Below are 19,497 nucleotides of genomic sequence, written 5' to 3' on the forward strand. Positions count from 1 at the left end.
GACAAACGGATAATCCTGCCGCTATCGATGACTTTTACGAATGAATTACCGCCACCTCACTCCCTCCATGTCGCTGCTGCTGGCCTTTGAAGCCGCCGCCCGGCATGAAAGCTACACCCGTGCCGCGATGGAGCTCTCACTGACCCAAAGCGCCGTCAGCCGACAAGTCCAGGCGTTGGAGCAGCAACTGGGCCTGACGCTGTTTCGCCGCGAAGGCCGGCAGGTGCAGTTGACCGATGTCGGCCGTCTTTATCAGCGGGAAATGAGTGAAGCGCTCGGACGCATTCGCAGCGCCACGTTGCAGGCGATGGCTTATCAGTCGGGCAGTGGAACCTTGCGCCTGGCCACACTGCCAACGTTCGGCTCGAAGTGGTTATTGCCGCGTCTTCATGATTTCTACAAAACCCATCCAGGCATGCTGGTACACATCAATTCCCGGATCGACGCCATCGACTTCGAAACCAGCGGCATCGATGCCGCGATCGTCGTCGGCAATGCCGACCTGCCGGGCCTGATCAGCCATCGTCTGCACACGGAAGAATTGATGGTGATCATGTCTCCACAAGCGGCCGAGGCCCATGACACCTGGACCCCGGAGCGCATTGGCGGACAGACGCTGCTCAACGTCGCGAACAATGCCAACGTCTGGGGCGAGTGGTTCAGCCACCATGGCCTGCCCCATCGAATGATGCGCCTGGGACCGAGTTTCGAACTCACCTCGCACTTGATCCAGGCCGTCAGGGCCGGCATCGGCATCGGTCTGGTGCCGCGCATCCTGGTGACCGACGAGTTGGCCAACGCCGAACTGATCAGCCTCGGCCTGCCCTTCGCCAGTCAACGCAGTTACTACCTGACCTACCCTCCGCGCAACGAAAGGCTGCCATCCCTGATCGCCTTCCGTAGCTGGTTGCTGGAACAGATCTGAACGGCCCGCCCCACTGATCAGCGCCCAAGGAACGCGTAGCCAAAGCCCACGACCTTGGCGTCTTCGCCGTAGCCGCCCAGGAACGAAACGCCGACCGGCAGGTTGCCCTTGATGGCGCCGGCCGGAACCGCTATCTCGGGAAATCCTGTCGCGGAGGCAATGTACGACGATGCCGCTATGTATCACTGTGTATCGGTCTATCCTCTTGATACATGGGTTTTCACCCGGCCGGCGATTCGACACAGCCCAGATACGTCATCGCGTTCAAATGCGCACAAGGTTTCAAGGGAATCAGCCAGATCCCCTGGCCAACGGCTTGCAACGGAGACATCACGATGAAGATGGCACTGCAGAACAAAAACGGTAAAACCCACCGCCGTCTGGTCGGTTCATCAATCCTCGCGTTCGCCCTGTTTGGCGCTATCGGTGCAGCCAACGCCCAATCGACCACCGCTGCACAGCCAGCCGCGATCAAGGCCGATGCCACTTACACAACGCCCTCGCCGTTCGGTCCACTGAAGCACATCAAGGCCGGACTGCTGAATGTGGCTTACGCCGAAACCGGCCCGGCCGACGGGCCGGTGGTGATTCTCCTGCACGGCTGGCCGTACGACATTCACAGTTATGACGAGGTCGCACCGCTGCTGGCCGCAAAGGGCTATCGGGTGCTGATGCCGTATGCGCGTGGTTATGGCGATACCCATTTCCTGTCCGAGAAAACCGTGCGCAATGGCCAACCGGCTGCGCTGGCCAGTGACGTCATCGACTTCATGGATGCGCTGAAGATCAAGCAGGCTGTGCTCGGCGGCTATGACTGGGGCGCGCGTTCCGCCGACATCGTCTCCGCGTTGTGGCCAGAACGGGTCAAGGCGCTGGTCTCGGTCAGCGGTTATCTGATTGGCAACCAGGCGGCCGGCAAGAACCCGCTGCCACCCAAGGCTGAATTGCAGTGGTGGTATCAGTTCTACTTCGCCACTGACCGCGGTCGCGCCGGGTACGAGAAAAACACCCACGACTTCGCCAAGTTGATCTGGCAGCTTGCTTCGCCGAAATGGGCGTTCGATGACGCCACGTTCGACCGCAGCGCCAAGGCGCTGGACAACCCGGACCATGTCGAGATCACCGTGTTCAACTACCGCTGGCGTCTGGGCATGGTTCAGGGCGAGCCTCAATACGAAGCGCTAGAGCAGAAATTGGCCACGGCGCCGTCGATCAGCGTGCCAACCATCACGCTTGAAGGCGATGCCAACGGCGCGCCACACCCTAATCCCGAGGACTATGCCAAGCGCTTCACCGGCAAATACGAGTTCCGGCTGATCAGCGGCGGCATCGGCCACAACCTGCCGCAGGAAGATCCAAAGGCGTTCGCCAAAGCGGTGATTGATGCGGATCACCTGTGAGGCTTGACTCACTCGCTTCCTGAATCTGTCGATGCAGACCGAGTGATCGGTCTGCATTTTTCTGGCCTCTGTAAATCCATCCCCCGCCTCATCACTGCGACTGTATCCACTCAAGGAAACGCCGGATCGGTTGTTCATTGCCCCGCCGTTCAACATGCGCGAGATACCAGCCTCCGGCCTGCATGACGTCCGTTTGCACGGGTATGACCAGGTTGCCCGAGTTCAGATCGGCCTCCACCAGGAATTCGGGAACCACCACCACGCATCAAACTGAAGATTCCCCAAAACGAACAGGATCTGGTGAAAATCTGCCGCCGGTCGAACTGCGTCTTTACCAGGAAAAATCATTCCAGCAGCGAGACCAGACGCGGCTCAATTGAGGTCTCAAGCACCTCCACCAGCGCCAGTGTCACCGGCAACTTGAAGCGCCGCCGCCCCGCACTGCCGGGGTTGAGGTAGAGCCGTTCGCCACGCCATTCGATGAGTGGCTTGTGCGAATGACCGGTGACCACCAGCTTGATAGCCGCATCGAGTACGACCGGGACATCGGCGATGTCGTGCACCAGCAACGTCTCCCACCCGTTGAGATCGAAACGCAAATTGTCTGCGAGATTTTTGGCCCAAGGGGCGCCCAGGTCATTGTTCCCGCGTACGACGTGCAGTGGGGCAATGGATGCCAATTGTTCGAGAATGTCGAGGTGGCCGATGTCGCCAGCGTGAATGATCTGCTCACAACCCTGCAAAGCAGCAACGGCTTCCGGGCGGAGCAAGCCATGGGTATCGGAGATCACGCCAACTTTCATGCAAGGCTCCAGATCAGGTTCAAGTAGTGGAACATCGATGGATTCCAGTCTAAACCGGAATTTGAACTCATTTCGCCGTGGCCGTCTTGAACTTGGTCCAGGTGCGCATCCGCGCGCGCATGTCGAATTGGGGAATGTCCTTGCCCGGTATCAGCCGCGCATAAGTGGCTTCATCAAGATAGATGTCCGGGTTGTTGCGCATCGTCGCATCGACGCTCGGACGTGCCTTGGCATTGGAAGTCGGGTAGCCGGTGAAGTTACTGATGGCCGCCATGTTCTCCGGGCGCATGACGAAGTTGATGAACGCGCAGGCGTATTCCGGATGTTTGGCGTCGACCGGTATGGCCATGGTGTCCATCCACACCGTGGTGCCTTCACGGGGAATGCGGTACTCGAATTTAGTGTGCTTGCCGGCACTGTCTGACGTCCTTTGCGCCTGGTCATGTCGCCGCTGTAACCGAGCGACACGCACAGATTGCCATTCACCAGATCGGTCACCGGTTGCGACTGGAACTTGCGAATGTGTGGCCGCAGTTTCATCAGCAGTTCACTCGCCGCCGCGAGGTCTTCGGGTTTGGCGCTGCGCGGTTCCCGGCCCAGATAATTGAGCACGACGGCGAGCACTTCATCCGGTGAGTCGATCATCGAGATACCGCAGTCGGCCAATTTGCCGGCCAGTTCCGGTTTGAACAACATATCGAGGCTGTTCACTGGAGCATTCGGCAAGCGCTGTTTGACCTGCTCATCATTGTAGGTCAGGCCGATGGTGCCCCACGTGTAAGGCACGGTGGCCCGACTCGACGTTTCATACTGCCTGCGCAGCTTCTGCAAACCGGGCTCGATGTCATCCAGGGAGGTGAGCTTTGATCGGTCCAGCGGCATCAGGCTGCCGGCGCGCATCAAGCGTTCCGCCACCGTATCGCCAGGGAAGATCAGGTCATAACCGGCCTGCCACCCCGATGTGTTGGCAGTGCCCATCGAACAGCGCACCACCCTTCACGGCGAGCGCGAAATGGACTGGAGTCACTGGGCCGTGGAGGCTGGCATCGATGTGGGGCAGAAGGATCAGGGGCTGAACTTTTCCGACCCTGGGTTGCTGCTGGATGCGGCGTGCACGGGGTTGGGGATTGCGTTGGTCAGTCAGTTGCTGAGTCGGCAAGCGCGCGCCAATGGACTGCTGCGACCGCTGGTAGAGGAAACCATTCGCGGGCCCAACTGGGCGTTGCTGACATCGGGACAGCGAGAACAATCCGTTGGCGCGGAGTTTTATCGAGTGGTTGCTGGTTAATCTCACCTCCGCCAATGAGACCGCGTAGAAGGTCCCGACGTCTTCGCGAGCAAGCTTTGCTCCTACGGATCAGGACTTGAACACGCGACTCGTGTTCGATGCAGCCTTGTAGGAGCCGAGCTGGCTCGCGAAGGCGGTGTGTCAGGCGACATCGATGTTGGATGTGCCGGCCTCTTCGCGAGCAAGCTTTGCTCCTACGGATGATGACTTGAACACGCGACGCGCATTCGATGCAGCCCCTGTAGGAGCTGAGCTTGCTCGCGAAGGCGGTGTGTCAGGCGACATCGATGTTGGATGTGCCGGCCTCTTCGCGAGCAAGCTTTGCTCCTACGGATGATGACTTGAACACGCGACTCGCATTCGATGCAGCCCCTGTAGGAGCTGAGCTTGCTCGCGAAGGCGGTGTGTCAGGCGACATCGATGTGGGATGTGCCGGCCTCTTCGCGAGCAAGCTTTGCTCCTACGGATGATGACTTGAACACGCGACTCGCATTCGATGCAGCCCTTGTAGGAGCTGAGCTTGCTCGCGAAGGCGGCGTGTCAGGCTACGTCGATGTTGGATGTGCCGGCCTCTTCGCGAGCAAGCTTCGCTCCTACGGTCTGGTGGTGGGCTCAGCCCTTCGCCGCCATCGCGGTCACTTCCACACGCATACCTTCAACCGCCAGCGACGCTACGCCAACCGCAGCGCGAACCGGCCACGGCTTGGCGAAGAAACGCTTGTAAACCTCATTGAACGCGGCGCGGTCGGCCATGTCGGTGAGGTAGATGGTCAGGTGCATGACCCGATCCATGGAACTGCCGGCGCGCTCCAGCGCAACCTTCAATGCCTGCAACGTGCACTCGCTCTGCAGGGTGATGTCGCCCAGTTCCAGGCTGCCGTCGGCGCGGGTCGGGATCTGCGTGGAGACCAGGATGCCGTTGAAACCGGCAACGTCGGAGGAGATGGAGTCCGCGTCGGGATCGGGAGTGAAGGTGATGTCTTGGTTCGCCATGGGGTTCTCTTGTTTGAGGTGTTAAAACAGGCGGCCAGTTTACAGCCCTGCTAAGTCAAACGCTCTGCCTCAGTTATTTATACTCAAATGCCAGCTTAATAATATTTTACCGATATCAGGGTCATCCCTAGTCTTGAGCCCAAGAAATGGCAGGCCGTTCGCGACCTGACTCCAACGTCGAAGGGTATTGAGATGACCACTGAAAAAATAAAAACAGATACGCTGATTGTTGGTGCCGGTCAGGCTGGCGTGGCCATGAGTGAACACCTGAGCAAACTGGGCGTGCCGCACCTGGTGCTGGAGCGCAACCGCATTGCCGAGCGCTGGCGCACCGGGCGCTGGGATTCGCTGGTGGCGAATGGTCCGGCGTGGCATGACCGTTTTCCGGGGCTTGATTTTGACGACCTCAGCCCCGACGCGTTTGCGCCGAAAGAGCGTGTCGCCGATTACTTCGAAGCCTATGCGAAGAAATTCAACGCGCCGATCCGCACGGGTGTGGATGTGCTGAAGGTTGAACGCAACGTCGGTCGTCCGGGGTTCACCATTGAAACCTCTGAAGGTGTGATCGAGGCCAACCGCGTGGTCGCTGCCACCGGGCCTTTCCAGCGTCCGGTGATCCCGCCGATTGCGCCGCAAGATCAGCCGTTCCTGCAGATTCACTCCGCCGATTACCGCAACCCGCAGCAATTGCCTGAAGGCGCTGTTTTGGTGGTCGGTGCCGGCTCGTCGGGCGTGCAGATCGCCGATGAATTGCAGCGTGCCGGCAAGCAGGTTTACCTCTCCGTTGGCGCCCACGACCGCCCTCCTCGCGCCTATCGCAACCGGGATTTCTGCTGGTGGCTGGGTGTGCTCGGCGAATGGGACCAAGCGGCGATGAAACCGGGTCGGGAACACGTCACCATCGCGGTGAGTGGCGCGCATGGCGGCCGCACCGTGGACTTCCGTGGCCTCGCTCATCGCGGGATGACGCTGGTCGGTCTGACTCAATCATTCAATGGCGGCGTGGCGACTTTCCAGCCGAACCTGGCCGAGAACCTGGCGCGTGGCGACGAGAATTATCTGGCGCTGCTCAACGCCGCCGACACTTACATCGAACGCAATGGCCTGGATCTGCCGGAAGAACCTGAAGCGCGCATGACCTTCCCCGATCCGGAATGCGTGACTCACCCGATTCTTCAACTCGACCTGGCCAAGGCCGGCGTGACTTCGATCATCTGGGCCACCGGTTTTGCGACGGATTACAGCTGGCTCAACGTTGACGCCTTCGACGACAACGGCAAACCGCAGCATCAGCGCGGCGTGTCGAGCGAACCGGGTGTGTATTTCCTCGGGCTGCCATGGCAGTCACGTCGCGGGTCTTCGTTCATCTGGGGCGTTTGGCACGATGCCAAATATGTGGCTGATCACATCGCCATTCAGCGTTCCTATCTCGACTACCACGATGCGGCGCAACGCGAGGCTGAAAAAGCCCCGGTCGCCCACAAAACCACGGTCAGTGCTTAAGCCTTTTTCTGTCAGGAGCTTCAAATGTCCACGCCAACCCATACCCGTATTCGTATGTTCAACACCAAGGAAACCTACCCGAACCAGAGCCTGGACAACGACCTGTGCCAAGCCGTCCGCGCTGGCAACACGGTTTATGTTCGTGGCCAGGTCGGGACTGATTTCGAAGGCAATCTGGTGGGTCTCGGTGACCCGAGAGCCCAGGCCGAGCAGGCCATGCGTAACGTCAAGCAGTTGCTGGAAGAGGCTGGCAGCGACCTGAGCCACATCGTGAAAACCACGACTTACCTGATCGATCCGCGGTATCGCGAGCCGGTGTATCAGGAAGTGGGCAAGTGGTTGAAAGGCGTGTTTCCGATTTCGACCGGGTTGGTGGTGTCGGCGTTGGGGCAGCCGCAGTGGTTGATGGAGATTGATGTGATTGCGGTGATTCCTGAGTAAGCCGGTAGACCGCGTCACGGCCTTCGCGAGCAAGCCGGTCTCGCTCCCACAGGGGATCTTCAGTGGTCACGGAATTGTGTACGGCACAAATCCAATTGTGGGAGCGAGCCTGCTCGCGATGGCGTCAGATCTGACAACCACTTTGCCAAGGCAAACCAAGGAGCAAACCCCCATGACCTTCTCCATCGCCGCCCGTTGCCCCGAAACCGGTCAGTTCGGCATTGCGATCAGTTCCTCCAGCATCGCCGTCGGCGCTCGCTGCCCCTGGCTGTTGCCGGGTGTCGGTGCCGTCTCCACACAGAACATCACCCTCCCGTCTCTCGGTCCGGACGTCCTCGCCCTCATGGAGCAAGGCCTCGCCCCAGCCGAAGCGCTGGACAAAGTCCTCACGCGCAACGGCTACAGCCAATACCGGCAGATCACTGCGATTGACCACCTCGGCCAGACCGCCCATTTCAGCGGCGCGCAAACTTTGGGCAACCACAACGCCGTGTCCGGCGAACAATGCGTCGCCGCCGGCAACATGCTCGCGGATCGCTCGGTGATCGAAGCCATGGTTGAAGCTTTCGAACACGGCGAAGGCCAACTGGCCGACCGCTTGCTCGCCGCAATCAAAGCCGCCATCGCCGCCGGTGGCGAAGCCGGCCCGGTGCATTCGGCGGCGATGGTGGTGGTCGGCGAACTGACCTGGCCGATCATCAACCTGCGGGTCGACTGGGCGGACAAAGACCCCATCGGCCAGTTGGAAAAACTGTGGGACGCCTATCGTCCACAAGTCCAGGACTACATCGACCGCGCCCTCGCCCCGGACAAATCCCCCGGCTACGGCGTCGCCGGAGACGACCGATGAGCGCCAGCCGCGATGTGCTGAAGACGTTGGTGGCATTCGACACCACGAGCCGCGAATCCAACCTGCACCTCATCGAGTTTGTCCGTGACTACCTCGCGAGCTTCGATGTGACTTGTGAGCTGGTCTACAACGAGCGGCGCAACAAGGCCAATTTGTTCGCCACCATCGGCCCGACGCAGTTACCGGGCATCGTGCTCTCGGGACATACCGATGTGGTGCCCGTCGACGGCCAGCCGTGGACGGTTGCGCCGTTCGAACTCAGTGAGCGCGATGGTAAGTTGTACGGTCGTGGAACGGCGGACATGAAGGGCTACATCGCCTGTGTGCTTGCCCTCGTTCCGTCCTTGGTGAACGCCTCGTTGCGGCTGCCAGTGCATATCGCGCTCTCCTATGATGAAGAAGTCGGCTGCCTCGGCGTGCGTTCGTTACTGGCGGAGCTGGAGCAACGGCCAGTCAAACCGATGCTGTGCATCATCGGCGAGCCGACCGAGCTGAAACCGGTGCTCGGACATAAGGGCAAACTGGCGATGCGCTGCGATATTCAGGGCCACGCGTGCCATTCGGCGTATGCGCCGCTTGGGGTCAATGCCATCGAGTACGCCGCCGAACTGATCGGTGAGCTGGGACGGATCGGCAACAGGCTCAAAGCGCCCGAGCATCACGACGCGCGGTTTGATCCGCCTTTCAGCACTGTACAAACCGGCGTGATTTGCGGCGGCAAAGCCTTGAACATCGTCCCTGCCGATTGCCGTTTCGATTTCGAGATCCGTGCCCTTCCCTCCCATGATCCAAGCGAAGTCGCCCAGGAACTGAAAACCTATGCTGAACAGCAAGTGCTGCCGCGAATGTGTGCGGTGAGTGAACAGAGTGAAATTCGCTTCAGTGAACTCTCGGCATATCCCGGATTGGCAACCGATGCACACAGCGAAGCGGCTGAGTTGATCGCTGCATTCTCCAGTTCCCGAGCATTCGGCACAGTGGCCTTCGGCACCGAGGGTGGCCTGTTCGATGCTGCCGGAATTCCCACCGTTGTGTGCGGCCCTGGCAGCATGGATCAGGGCCACAAACCGGATGAATTCGTCAGCCTCGAACAACTGAATGGCTGCGATGAAATGCTGCGACGAATGCTGCTATCGATCAGCGAATAACAAAGATTTTTGAACACCCAAAAACCCCTGTGGGAGCGAGCTTGCTCGCGATAGCGGCCTGACAGCCAACATTGATTTGACTGACAGACCGCCATCGCGAGCAAGCTCGCTCCCACAGTTTTTTATCGCCCCCATCGACCTACATTTACTCGCGCTACCTGCCGGCCAACGTGCCCGTGGCCGCGACGTTCTGGACGACTTATCTGGGCACCGTGCTCGGCTCCAGCCTCTCGTTCATCTTCGGCGCCGTCGCCGTGCTTGCCACACCCGTCGGCATGGACACCATGGACGCCGTCAAACTCGCCACCGGCTCCATCGGCCCGCTGATGCTCGTGCTGTTCCTGCTCAGCGTCATCAGCCACAACGCCCTCAACCTCTACGGCGCCGTGCTGTCGCTGATCACCCTGGTGCAAACCTTTGCCTACCGCTGGATTCCCACCGCGAAAAGCCGCGCCATCCTCTCGATCATCATCCTCGCCGCCTGCTGCTTCGCCGCCGTCGGTGCTTCCGCCAACTTCATCGGCCACTTCGTCGACATGGTGCTGGTGCTGCTCGTGGTGCTGGTGCCCTGGACCGCGATCAACCTGATCGACTTCTACGCCATTCACAAAGGCAAATACGACATCAACTCGATCTTCAAGGTCGATGGCGGGATCTATGGCCGGTACAACCCTCAGGCGTTGTTGGCGTATGCGATCGGGATTGCGGTGCAGATTCCGTTCACGAACACGCGACTGTATGTCGGGCCGATTTCGGAGCACATCAATGGGGCTGATTTGTCGTGGCTGGTGGGCCTGATCATCACCTCGCCGCTCTACTACTGGCTGGCCAATCGCGACACTGCGTACAAACGCCGCCTCTCCACCGGAAAACTCGCCAACAGCCTCTACGCAACCCCTTCGTGTCATTGAGCAGCATGGATTTGATACCTCCATCGCTCAATGACCCAATTTCAATCGTAAAAAAAACCGCAGTGATGCGGTTTTTTGTTGCTTGATCATAATCTGTAATTCCAAAATATTTTCTATGGCGTGTAATGCGAGCGCCAATAAAACAGTTGTTAAAAAATTGACATGCTTCAGCAAATTTACACTTCGAAAGGAATTTAATTGGCGTGATAAAAAAATTGTAACGCTGGCGTTGCACCGCGCCGGTGCCAGTTCGAAAATCAATGTAACCACCTGCCTGATTTTGGTGCACAAACACCGCTTCTATTCATATGACTAATCGCGATAACTCATTTATCTATTTGTTTTTGTTGATGTTTTTTCAACATCAAAATTTTGTGTTTTGGCAATCCCTTATTGGATCCTAATGATTATATTGTCGGCGCAAAGTGTTCGAAATTTCTGTTAAAAAAAATGACAGTGCTTGGGCGACACTTGTCTACACTCCTAATTCTGTAAATGCGGGTCGAAAATCAAGTTATACAAACAGCCGCTTAGTTGGCCCGATAGAGTAACTGTCGGCCTGCGCGGCATGCCGACGGCCTTTCGGAATCTGGGTATACGGGGGAATTGACCGATGCGTATCAGCATATTTGGTTTGGGGTATGTGGGCGCTGTATGTGCGGGCTGTCTCTGTGCTCGCGGTCATGACGTCATCGGGGTGGATGTTTCGCAAGCCAAGATCGACCTGATCAATCAGGGTAAATCGCCTATCGTTGAGCCAGGCTTGGAGGCTCTGCTCGAGCAGGGGGTGAATTTGGGGCTGCTGCGTGGTAGCGGTGATGTGAACGCGGCCGTGATGGACACGGAGATGTCGTTCGTCATTGTCGGTACGCCCAGCAAGAAGAACGGCGATCTGGATTTGGTCTACATGGAATCGGTCTGCCGCGAGATCGGCGAAGCCCTGCACACCAAGGACAGTTGGCATACGGTAGTGGTTCGCAGCACGGTGCTACCGGGCACTGTGAAGAACGTGGTGATCCCGATTCTTGAAGACTGCTCCGGCAAGAAGGCCGGGGTCGACTTCGGCGTGGCGATCAACCCGGAGTTCTTGCGCGAAAGTACCGCGATCAAGGATTTCAACTGTCCGCCCATGACGGTGATCGGTGAACTCGACCAGCGCAGCGGTGACCTGCTCGTCGCGCTCTATCAAGAGCTGGACGCGCCGCTCCTGCGCAGGAGCATCGAAGTGGCGGAAATGATCAAGTACACCTGCAATGTCTGGCACGCGACAAAAGTGACCTTCGCCAATGAGATCGGCAATATCGCTAAGGCCGCCGGCGTGGACGGTCGCGATGTGATGGACGTTATCTGCCAGGACACCAAACTCAACCTGTCGCGTTATTACATGCGTCCCGGATTCGCGTTCGGCGGTTCCTGCCTGCCCAAGGATGTGCGTGCGCTGAACTATCGCGCCGGGCAATTGGATATCGAGCACCCGCTGCTGGCCTCGATCATGCACAGCAATGCGGCGCAGGTACAGAGAGCTTTCGACATCATCACCAGTTACGGCAAGCGGCGTATCGCGCTGCTCGGCCTGAGCTTCAAGGCGGGCACCGATGACCTGCGCGAAAGCCCACTGGTGGAGTTGGCCGAAATGTTGATCGGCAAGGGCTACGACCTGCATATCTTCGACCGCAACGTTGAATACGCGCGTATCTACGGGGCCAACAAGGATTACATCGAGTCGAAGATTCCGCACCTGGCTTCGCTGTTACGCGCGGACCTGACGAAGGTAATCGAGGAGGCGGATGTGATTGTGCTGGGTAACGGTGACGAGTCCTTCAAAGCCTTTGCGCTTGAGGTGCCCGAAGGCAAGCAAGTGGTTGACCTGGTGGGCTTCATGCCACACGCCAGTGACGATCGGCTCGAGGGTATCTGCTGGTAAGCGAGGCGCGGAACTGGCGCGCCCTGAGCAATCCGGGTTTTCGAACAGGAGTCACAGGCATGGCCGATTCCAGGGTTTACTTGCGCGAAGCGGCGGGGTGGCTGTTTTACCTCACCGCACTGATGGGGCTTGCACTGTTGCTGCCGCGCTCAGTGTTCGACCCCCAATCCAGGGACTTTCTCCTGTTGCTGGGGGCGGTCGGTATCTGGCGCTATTCGATGGGCGCGATCCATTACCTGCGCGGAATACTGTTCCTTTATCTGGTATTTCCTTACTACAGACGCAAAGTCACCCGGCTCGGCAGCAGTGCCGATCCGTCGCATGTGTTTTTGCTGGTGACCAGTTTTCGGATCGAGGCGTTGACCACGGCGCAGGTTTACCGCTCGGTGATCGAAGAGGCCATCGGTTGTGGTTACCCGACCACGGTGGTCTGTTCCATCGTAGAGCTGGCCGATGAGCTGCTGATCAAAGCGCTCTGGGACAGCTATACCCGGCCGGAGCAGGTCAAGCTGAGCTTCGTGCGGATTCCCGGCACCGGGAAGCGCGATGGCCTGGCCCATGGTTTTCGGGCGATCTCCCGGCATTTGCCGGATGCCGATGCGGTGGTGGCGGTGGTCGATGGCGACACCGTGCTCTCGTCCGGGCTGGTGCGTCAGACCGTGCGCTGGTTCAAGCTGTTTCCGAAGGTCGGCGGGTTGACCACCAATGAATTCTGCGAGGTGCGCGGTAGCTACCTGATGAGCCAATGGCACAAGCTGCGGTTCGCCCAGCGCCACATCAATATGTGTTCGATGGCACTGGGCAAGCGAGTGCTGACAATGACCGGGCGGATGTCGGTGTTTCGCGCCCAGGTGGTGACCGATCCCGGCTTTATTCAAGACGTTGAGCGCGACTATCTGCAGCACTGGCGTCTGGGACGTTTCCGCTTCCTGACCGGTGATGACAAGTCCAGTTGGTACAGCCTGATGCGGCTGGGCTACGACACCTTTTATGTGCCTGATGCGGCGATCAACACCGTCGAGCATCCTCCGGAAAAGAACTTCTTCAAGGCCAGCCGCAAGCTGATGTTCCGCTGGTATGGCAATAACCTGCGGCAGAACTCTCGGGCCCTGCACCTGGGCGTGCGTCGGTTGGGCTGGTTCACCTCGCTGGTGCTGTTCGACCAACGCGTATCGATGTGGGCCAGCCTGCTCGGACCGTCGATCGCGATCATTGCCAGCCTCAAATACAGCGCGGCCTACCTGCTGATCTATGTGCTCTGGATCGGCGTGACTCGCTTGCTCCTGAGTCTGCTGTTGCTGGTTTCGGGGCACCCGGTCGGGCCGGCATACCCAATGATTCTCTATTACAACCAGTTGGTCGGCGCCATGGTGAAGATCTATGTGTTCTTCCGTCTCGACCGGCAATCGTGGACGCGTCAGAAAACCAAACTCGACCGCGGGCTGGCCAGCTATCAGCGCTGGTTCAATACGTGGTCGTCGCGGGCCATGACGTTTTCGGCCGGCAGTGTGTTTTGCGCGCTGCTGATGTGGATTGTGTAACGCAGGTGTCAGGGCAGTCGGCATGCCGTGCAGGTCTGCACAGCGGTCGAGGATGAAGGTGAAAACACCGGCTCTGTTCTGCCGGATCGGTCTGAATCTTGGATGGGAAGGGACGCGTTATGAACACAGCCGTTATTGCTGGTGATGACAATGTCGTGCATGAGTCGGAGGTGCAGCGTCAGCATGCACGGCTGAATCTACCGGCGCGGGTCAAGTTTAACGGGGCGGGCCGGCAAAAGTTCGATTGCGAGCTGATCGACTTGTCAGCCGGTGGCTTCAGCCTGAGTCAGCCGGACACACCACTGATCGCGGGCCGCCATCACAAAGGCAAACTGGTGTTCCAGGTCGATGCGCTTGGGTTTGCCATCGACGTGGAGTTTGTCGTGCGCTCGGTCAGCAGCGAGGGACTGCGGGTGGGTTGCGAGTTCCACAACCTGCGCCCGCGCGCGATCGCGGCGTTGCGTTATGTGATCACCTCCTACCTCTCGGGAGGGGTGATCAGCCTGGGTGACATGCTCGCGACCCAACAGCGCGACAACTTTACCAAGCCGCGAAAACACGAAAACGGCCACGGCATGGGCTTTTTCACTCGTTTGCGGGCGACCACGGTGAGCCTGCTGATGTTTCTGGTGGGACTGGCTGCCTTTGGTTATGTGCTGCAGCAGTTGTATGGCATTTACTTCGTCACTCACGCCGAATCGGCGCGGGTCAATGTGCCCGGCCAGTTGATCGGCCTGCCGCGTGATGGCAGCGTCAATTCGTTGGTCAAGGTGGGGGCGGTGGTGTCCAAGGGGGCTCCGCTGGCGACCTTTTCCGCCTCGCTGCTGGATGTGATGAAAGGCAACCTGCCGCCCGGGCAGGCGACCCCGGAGAACCTTGAGCGCCTGTTCAGCCGAACCCTGCAAGGTTCGCTGACCAGCCCCTGCGATTGCCGGGTGGTGTCGCAGCTGGTGCCGGACGGCCAGGTCGTCGGCAAGGGCACCTCGGTATACGAGTTGATGCCGATCGACGGTTTGGCAACCATCGAGGCGCGCTTCCCCTATAAGAATTTTGCCAAGATCCAGCCTGGCACGTCAGTGAGCTTTCAACTGATCGGTGAAGAACAGCCACGCACGGGCAAAATCGCCGCAGTGGCGCTGGACAACGGCGGTCTGGCCTCCGACCTGCGGGTCACCATTGAGCCTGACAGCCCGTTGCAGACCGATTTGGCCGGGCGTCCGGTGGCGGTCAGTATCGAAGACCTGCAGGGCAATGTCTGGGTGGAGAATGCCTCGGCGGCCAATAACTGGGTGAAGAACGCCTGGGAAAATAAAGTCATGGCGGCCGGAAAATGAACGGCGCATGGCGATCGGGGCTGCGGTTTTCTGCGCTGGCCGCTGCTCTGACTATGATCCACGGTTGCGGCACCCTGCCCGATCAAGGGTTGGCGCGCGAGGCCATGGCGCGCGGCGATTATGAAACGGCACGCAAGAACTACGCGGCGCTGGCCGAGGACGGCTATGCCGATGCCCAGGCCGGGATGGGCGACTTGACGGCCTCGGCGGGCGACCCGGCGAGCCTGAAAGAGGCGGAAGCCTTGTACCGGCAGGCCGCGCCGGAATCGGTCAAGGCGCAGTCACGTCTGGGCCGTTTGTTGCTGCGTCAGAGTCCGAGTGATCCCCAGCAAGTGCACGAGGCCCGGCAATTGCTGGAAGGCGCGCTGGACAAAGGCGAGTTCAGTGCGGTGGTGCCGCTGACGTTGTTGTACCTGGGCTACCCGCGAATGGCGCCTGTGGTGAACCCGCAGCAGAAAGTCGATAGCTGGCGTGCCCAGGGCATTGTCGAGGCAGACCTGGCGCAGATTCTGATGTACCGCAATCAAGGCACCTATAACGCTCACCTGCCGCAGATCGAACAGTTGTGCCGGGCTCGGCTGGCGGTACTCGATGCCTGTTATGTGGAGCTGGCCACCATCAACCGAATGCGTGCCCAGCCCAAGGCGCAAGCGGACCTGCTGGTGCAGTTGCGCCAGGGTCTGCGCGAGGGACGAGTAGCGCCCTTGCGGGTCGAGTCAGTGGCGCGCGTGTTGTCGTCGCCAGCCCTCGAAGGCCCGGCAGATCCGCAAAGCGCCCAGCGCCTGCTCGAGGAACTGGCACCGGTCTATCCGCCGGCCTGGACCAGCCTGGCACGGTTGATCGACGACTACCCCGCGCAAGGCGATGCGCCGCAATTGCTTTCGGCCTTGCAGCGCGGGCGCGAAGCGGGCGACCCACGGGCGGAACTGCTGACCGGGCGGCTGTATTACCTCGGCAAATGGTTGCCACAGGATCCGCGCCTGGCGGAAGAGCATTTGCTCAAGGCGGCCGCGGCCGGTGAAGTCGCGGCGCATTACTACCTGGGTCAGTTGTATCGGCGCGGTTATCTCGGCCAAGTCGAACCACAGAAAGCCCTGCTACATTTGTTGCTGGCAGCCCGTAATGGCTCGCCCAACGCCGATTTGGCCCTGGCTCGCATGTTTTCCGACTCACGCGGGGTCAAGGTCAATCGGATCAATGCTTTTGTCTTTGCGCAACTCGCGCAACGCAAGGGCGTGGTAGATGCAGGGCCAGTGCTGTCGGCCCTGCAGTCGGGGCTGACCCCGGCAGAAAGGAAAATCGCGCAGCCCTTGCTTGAGGAAGAAGCCCAGGCCCGTCTGACGGGCGCTGCTTTAGCCAGGCTGCAAACTCCGGAAAATGGACAGGACTTACTATGAAGCAAGCATTGTTGGCTGGTTGTGGCCTTGGGGTTTCGCTGATGTGCAGCGTCGATCTGGTGCTGGCAGCGGAAGTGGCAGCGAAGAACTTCGGTCTGGATGTGAAGATTACCGCTGAGTCGCAGGAGGATCGTGACCTGGGCACCGCGTCCGGTGGCAAGGTCAACGGTATCGGCATCGACTTGCGTCCTTGGGCCTTTGGCCAATGGGGTAACTGGAGCGCCTATGCGATGGGGCAGGCGGTGGCCGCGACCGATACCATCGATACCGATACGATCAACAACGGTGTCGACGCCACTAACGCCCGTGAGACGGATGACAGTTACCTCGCGATGCGCGAGTTCTGGGTCGATTATTCGGGCATCACCGCTTATCCGGGCGAGCATTTGCGTCTGGGGCGCCAGCGTCTGCGCGAGGACAGTGGCGAGTGGATGGACACCAACATCGAAGCGCTCAACTGGACCTTCGAAACCACTCTGCTGCGCGCCCACCTCGGCGCCGCTCAACGCTTTTCCGACTACCGGACCGATGTGGACGACCTGTCGCCCGAAGACGAAGACCGTTCCCATGCCTTCGCCGACATCTCTACGCAATGGACGCCCAATAATTGGGTTGGCCTGCGCGTACATCACTCAGAGGACAGCGGCAATCTGCCCGACGTCGGCGAGCAGATCGATGCACTCGACAAGAACAATACCGGCAGCCTGACCTGGGTCGGCCTCGAAGCGAACGGTGACGGCTACAACTATCGCTCGACGATGCCGGTCAATTACTGGATCAACGCAACCTGGCTGACCGGCGATCGCGACACCCTCACGACCGAGCTCGACCCTGCCGGCGATCGGGTCGCGACGGGCCACACCAGTGGCGACGTCAACGCCTGGGCCGCGGACCTGGGTTTGCGCTGGAACATCGATGAAAGTTGGCGCCTCGGTGCTGCCGCCGCCCGCGGCGACGGCGGCGGTGACGACGAGGAGAACCAGTTCCAGCAAACCGGCCTGCAGAGCAACCGCTCGAATTACACCGGCACGCGTTCACGCGTACACCGTTTCGGCGAAGCCTTTCGCGGTGAACTGAGCAACCTGCAGTCGGCGACTTTGTTTGGCTCCTGGCAGATGCGCGAGGACTACGACGCCAGCCTCGTCTACCACCGCTTCTGGCGGGTCGATGACCAAACGGAAACCGGCGACGACGGGATCATCAACGCGGCGCTGGTGGACGGTGAGAAGGACTTGGGCCAGGAAGTCGATCTGGTCATGACCAAGTACTTCAAACAAGGCCTGTTGCCCGCGAGCATGGTGGATTGGGTGGACGAACCCTCGGCGCTGGTCCGCTTGCGCCTCGGCGTGTTCTTCCCGGGTGACGCCTACGCCGACGGCACCGACTCGAGCATGCACCGGGCGTTCATTGATTTTGTCTGGAAAATCTAGGAGCAGGTGGTTGCCCGCGGTGATGCCGCCGTGGGCAACGGCACATTGATCACCAGGTTGCATTTTTGATGAGTGAAGCTTATGGACAGTATCGTCAAGATAGGGTTGTTGCTCGCCGGAATGCTGTTGGTACAGGCGGCAGGTGCCAGTGCGGCGGGTGACGTCATGGTGCCGCGCTACACCATCACCGAGGCTCCGGGAAAACCCTTGTTGATCAAGGAGCCGAAAATGCCCGACCTGTCCGGCTATACGGCCAAGGCAGTCGCAGCGAAGATTTCCTACAAACCCGCCGGCCGTGCCTCGGTCCAGCCGATGCTCAAGGAAAACGCGCTCGACGAGTTCATCGGCGGCGAGGATCGCCTCAAGGAATGGGTGGTGCGCCAGAAGCGAATGCCCGTAGCGATCTTCATCGACCGTGGCTACATGACCCTGACGCAACTGGCGCGCAGCCTGCCACCGACCGCCTTGCGTGAAACTGCGCCGGGGGTGTTTCTGGCGCGCCTGCCGATCGTCATACGTCCGGGCGCAACGCTGCATATCGGCAAGTCGGTCAAGGAGTTGCGATTGTCCCAGGAGGGCGGTTCATTCCTGGTCAATGACGGCAAGCTGTTTATCACCGATACCAAGGTAAGCGCCTGGAGCGAGAAAAACGACAGCCCGGCCTGGTACAAGAAAGAGGGTGAGTTCCGGCCCTTCCTGGTGTCTTGGGGAGGCACCGAGACCTACATCGTCAACAGCACCATCACCAGCTTCGGCTACACCGCGAGCAAGAGTTATGGGGTCAGTATTTCCCAGTACAGCCCGAGCATGGCGCCGAGGATGAAACGCAAGCGGCCGACTGGCTGGCTGCTCAATTCCGAGTTCGTCGACAACTGGTACGGCTTCTATTGCTATGAGGCCGACGACGTGGTGATCCTCGGCAATTCCTATCGCGACAACATCGTCTATGGCATCGACCCGCACGACCGTTCGCGCCGGCTGATCATTGCCCACAACGATGCCTTCGGTACCCGCAAGAAGCACGGCATTATCGTATCGCGCGAGGTCAATGACAGCTGGATCATCTACAACCGCGCCTACAACAACCACCTGTCGGGCATCGTCCTGGACCGTTCCAGCGTCAATAACCTGGTGGCCTACAACGAGACCTACAAGAACCTCTCCGACGGTGTAACCGTGTATGAGAGCGGTAATAACCTGTTCTGGCGCAACCGCGCGAGCGACAATGGCCGGCATGGTATCCGGGTGCGTAACAGCACCGGCGTGCGGCTTTATGAAAACGAGCTGATGGCCAATGCCCTGACCGGCATCTATGGCCACATCAAGGATTTGCGCGGCACTGACCGCGATCTCAAGGAAGACCCCTACGAAGCCAAGCTGTCGCTCACCGTGGTCGGCGGCAAACTGATTGGCAACGGCTCCAGCCCCATCACCGTGTTTTCACCCACGCGTCTGGAACTTTACAACTTGACCTTTCTGGCGCCGCAGAAACAGGACGGCCTTGCCTTTACCGGTTTGCTCGGGGAGGTTCAGGGTGACTTGATAGACATTCTCCTGCGACGCCGTGAAGCCGCATTGATTCTGCCGGTGAAACTTTGAGGAGCCTGCT

General features: G+C 59.6%; 14 protein-coding genes and 3 pseudogenes. 14 read left to right on the forward strand and 3 right to left on the reverse strand.

Going from position 1 to position 19,497, the window contains the following annotated elements:
- The first annotated feature begins 40 nt into the window (after window positions 1–40).
- Together ACA066_RS16080 and ACA066_RS16085 are read left to right on the forward strand one after the other, a co-directional pair.
- Entirely contained in the window at window positions 41–925 is an 885-nt protein-coding gene (locus tag ACA066_RS16080; RefSeq protein ID WP_497695700.1) for a LysR substrate-binding domain-containing protein, read from the forward strand.
- Window positions 926–1,260: 335 nt separating this feature from the next.
- Window positions 1,261–2,325, forward strand: coding sequence for an alpha/beta fold hydrolase (locus tag ACA066_RS16085; protein WP_497695701.1), 1,065 nt, complete (start codon window positions 1,261–1,263; stop codon window positions 2,323–2,325).
- Between the two features lie 344 nt (window positions 2,326–2,669).
- Here the strand turns inward: ACA066_RS16085 and ACA066_RS16090 are convergent, their stop codons facing one another.
- Together ACA066_RS16090 and ACA066_RS16095 are read right to left on the reverse strand one after the other, a co-directional pair.
- Entirely contained in the window at window positions 2,670–3,128 is a 459-nt protein-coding gene (locus tag ACA066_RS16090; protein ID WP_497695702.1) for a metallophosphoesterase family protein, read from the reverse strand.
- 67 nt (window positions 3,129–3,195) lie between these two features.
- A pseudogene (locus ACA066_RS16095) lies at window positions 3,196–4,076 on the reverse strand (extracellular solute-binding protein); the annotation flags it as partial.
- On the opposite strand from ACA066_RS16095, the pseudogene ACA066_RS16100 reads away from it, so the two are divergent.
- Window positions 4,072–4,444: pseudogene (locus ACA066_RS16100) on the forward strand (LysR substrate-binding domain-containing protein); the annotation flags it as partial. The pseudogenes ACA066_RS16095 and ACA066_RS16100 sit on opposite strands and share 5 nt — an antisense overlap.
- 584 nt (window positions 4,445–5,028) lie before the next feature.
- On the opposite strand, the gene ACA066_RS16105 reads toward ACA066_RS16100, so the two are convergent.
- Complete coding sequence (locus ACA066_RS16105) at window positions 5,029–5,409, reverse strand: RidA family protein (RefSeq protein WP_008027160.1); 381 nt, start codon at window positions 5,407–5,409, stop codon at window positions 5,029–5,031.
- Window positions 5,410–5,601: 192 nt separating this feature from the next.
- Between ACA066_RS16105 and ACA066_RS16110 the strand changes: the two genes are divergently transcribed.
- From ACA066_RS16110 to algG, 11 genes and pseudogenes are all read left to right on the forward strand, one after another.
- A complete protein-coding gene (locus ACA066_RS16110) occupies window positions 5,602–6,912 on the forward strand; it encodes a flavin-containing monooxygenase (RefSeq protein ID WP_497695703.1) in 1,311 nt (436 codons plus the stop codon).
- Window positions 6,913–6,936: 24 nt separating this feature from the next.
- Window positions 6,937–7,353, forward strand: a complete 417-nt coding sequence (locus tag ACA066_RS16115) for a RidA family protein (protein WP_046027689.1) — start codon at window positions 6,937–6,939, stop codon at window positions 7,351–7,353.
- 172 nt (window positions 7,354–7,525) lie between these two features.
- Window positions 7,526–8,203: a DUF1028 domain-containing protein gene (locus tag ACA066_RS16120; RefSeq protein WP_497695704.1), complete on the forward strand. Its 678-nt coding sequence runs from the start codon at window positions 7,526–7,528 to the stop codon at window positions 8,201–8,203.
- Window positions 8,200–9,351, forward strand: coding sequence for an acetylornithine deacetylase (gene argE, locus ACA066_RS16125; protein ID WP_497695705.1), 1,152 nt, complete (start codon window positions 8,200–8,202; stop codon window positions 9,349–9,351). The genes ACA066_RS16120 and argE overlap by 4 nt, the downstream gene beginning before the upstream one ends.
- Before the next feature lie 146 nt (window positions 9,352–9,497).
- Window positions 9,498–10,262, forward strand: a pseudogene (locus ACA066_RS16130) (cytosine permease); the annotation flags it as partial.
- A gap of 613 nt (window positions 10,263–10,875) precedes the next feature.
- Window positions 10,876–12,186 carry a nucleotide sugar dehydrogenase gene (locus ACA066_RS16135; protein ID WP_497695706.1) on the forward strand — a complete coding sequence of 437 codons (1,311 nt, stop codon included), beginning with the start codon at window positions 10,876–10,878 and terminating at the stop codon, window positions 12,184–12,186.
- A gap of 59 nt (window positions 12,187–12,245) precedes the next feature.
- Complete coding sequence (locus ACA066_RS16140; protein WP_497695707.1) at window positions 12,246–13,727, forward strand: glycosyltransferase family 2 protein; 1,482 nt, start codon at window positions 12,246–12,248, stop codon at window positions 13,725–13,727.
- A 119-nt stretch (window positions 13,728–13,846) separates the two neighbouring features.
- Complete coding sequence (locus tag ACA066_RS16145; RefSeq protein WP_497695708.1) at window positions 13,847–15,061, forward strand: PilZ domain-containing protein; 1,215 nt, start codon at window positions 13,847–13,849, stop codon at window positions 15,059–15,061.
- Window positions 15,058–16,458 carry an alginate biosynthesis protein AlgK gene (locus ACA066_RS16150; protein WP_497695709.1) on the forward strand — a complete coding sequence of 467 codons (1,401 nt, stop codon included), beginning with the start codon at window positions 15,058–15,060 and terminating at the stop codon, window positions 16,456–16,458. Before ACA066_RS16145 ends, ACA066_RS16150 begins: the two co-directional genes overlap by 4 nt.
- A gap of 41 nt (window positions 16,459–16,499) precedes the next feature.
- Window positions 16,500–17,888 carry an alginate export family protein gene (locus ACA066_RS16155; protein WP_497699891.1) on the forward strand — a complete coding sequence of 463 codons (1,389 nt, stop codon included), beginning with the start codon at window positions 16,500–16,502 and terminating at the stop codon, window positions 17,886–17,888.
- An 81-nt stretch (window positions 17,889–17,969) separates the two neighbouring features.
- Entirely contained in the window at window positions 17,970–19,487 is a 1,518-nt protein-coding gene (gene algG, locus ACA066_RS16160; RefSeq protein ID WP_497695710.1) for a mannuronan 5-epimerase AlgG, read from the forward strand.
- Window positions 19,488–19,497 lie beyond the last annotated feature (10 nt).

The sequence above is a fragment of the Pseudomonas sp. LBUM1651 genome (assembly GCF_059716135.1).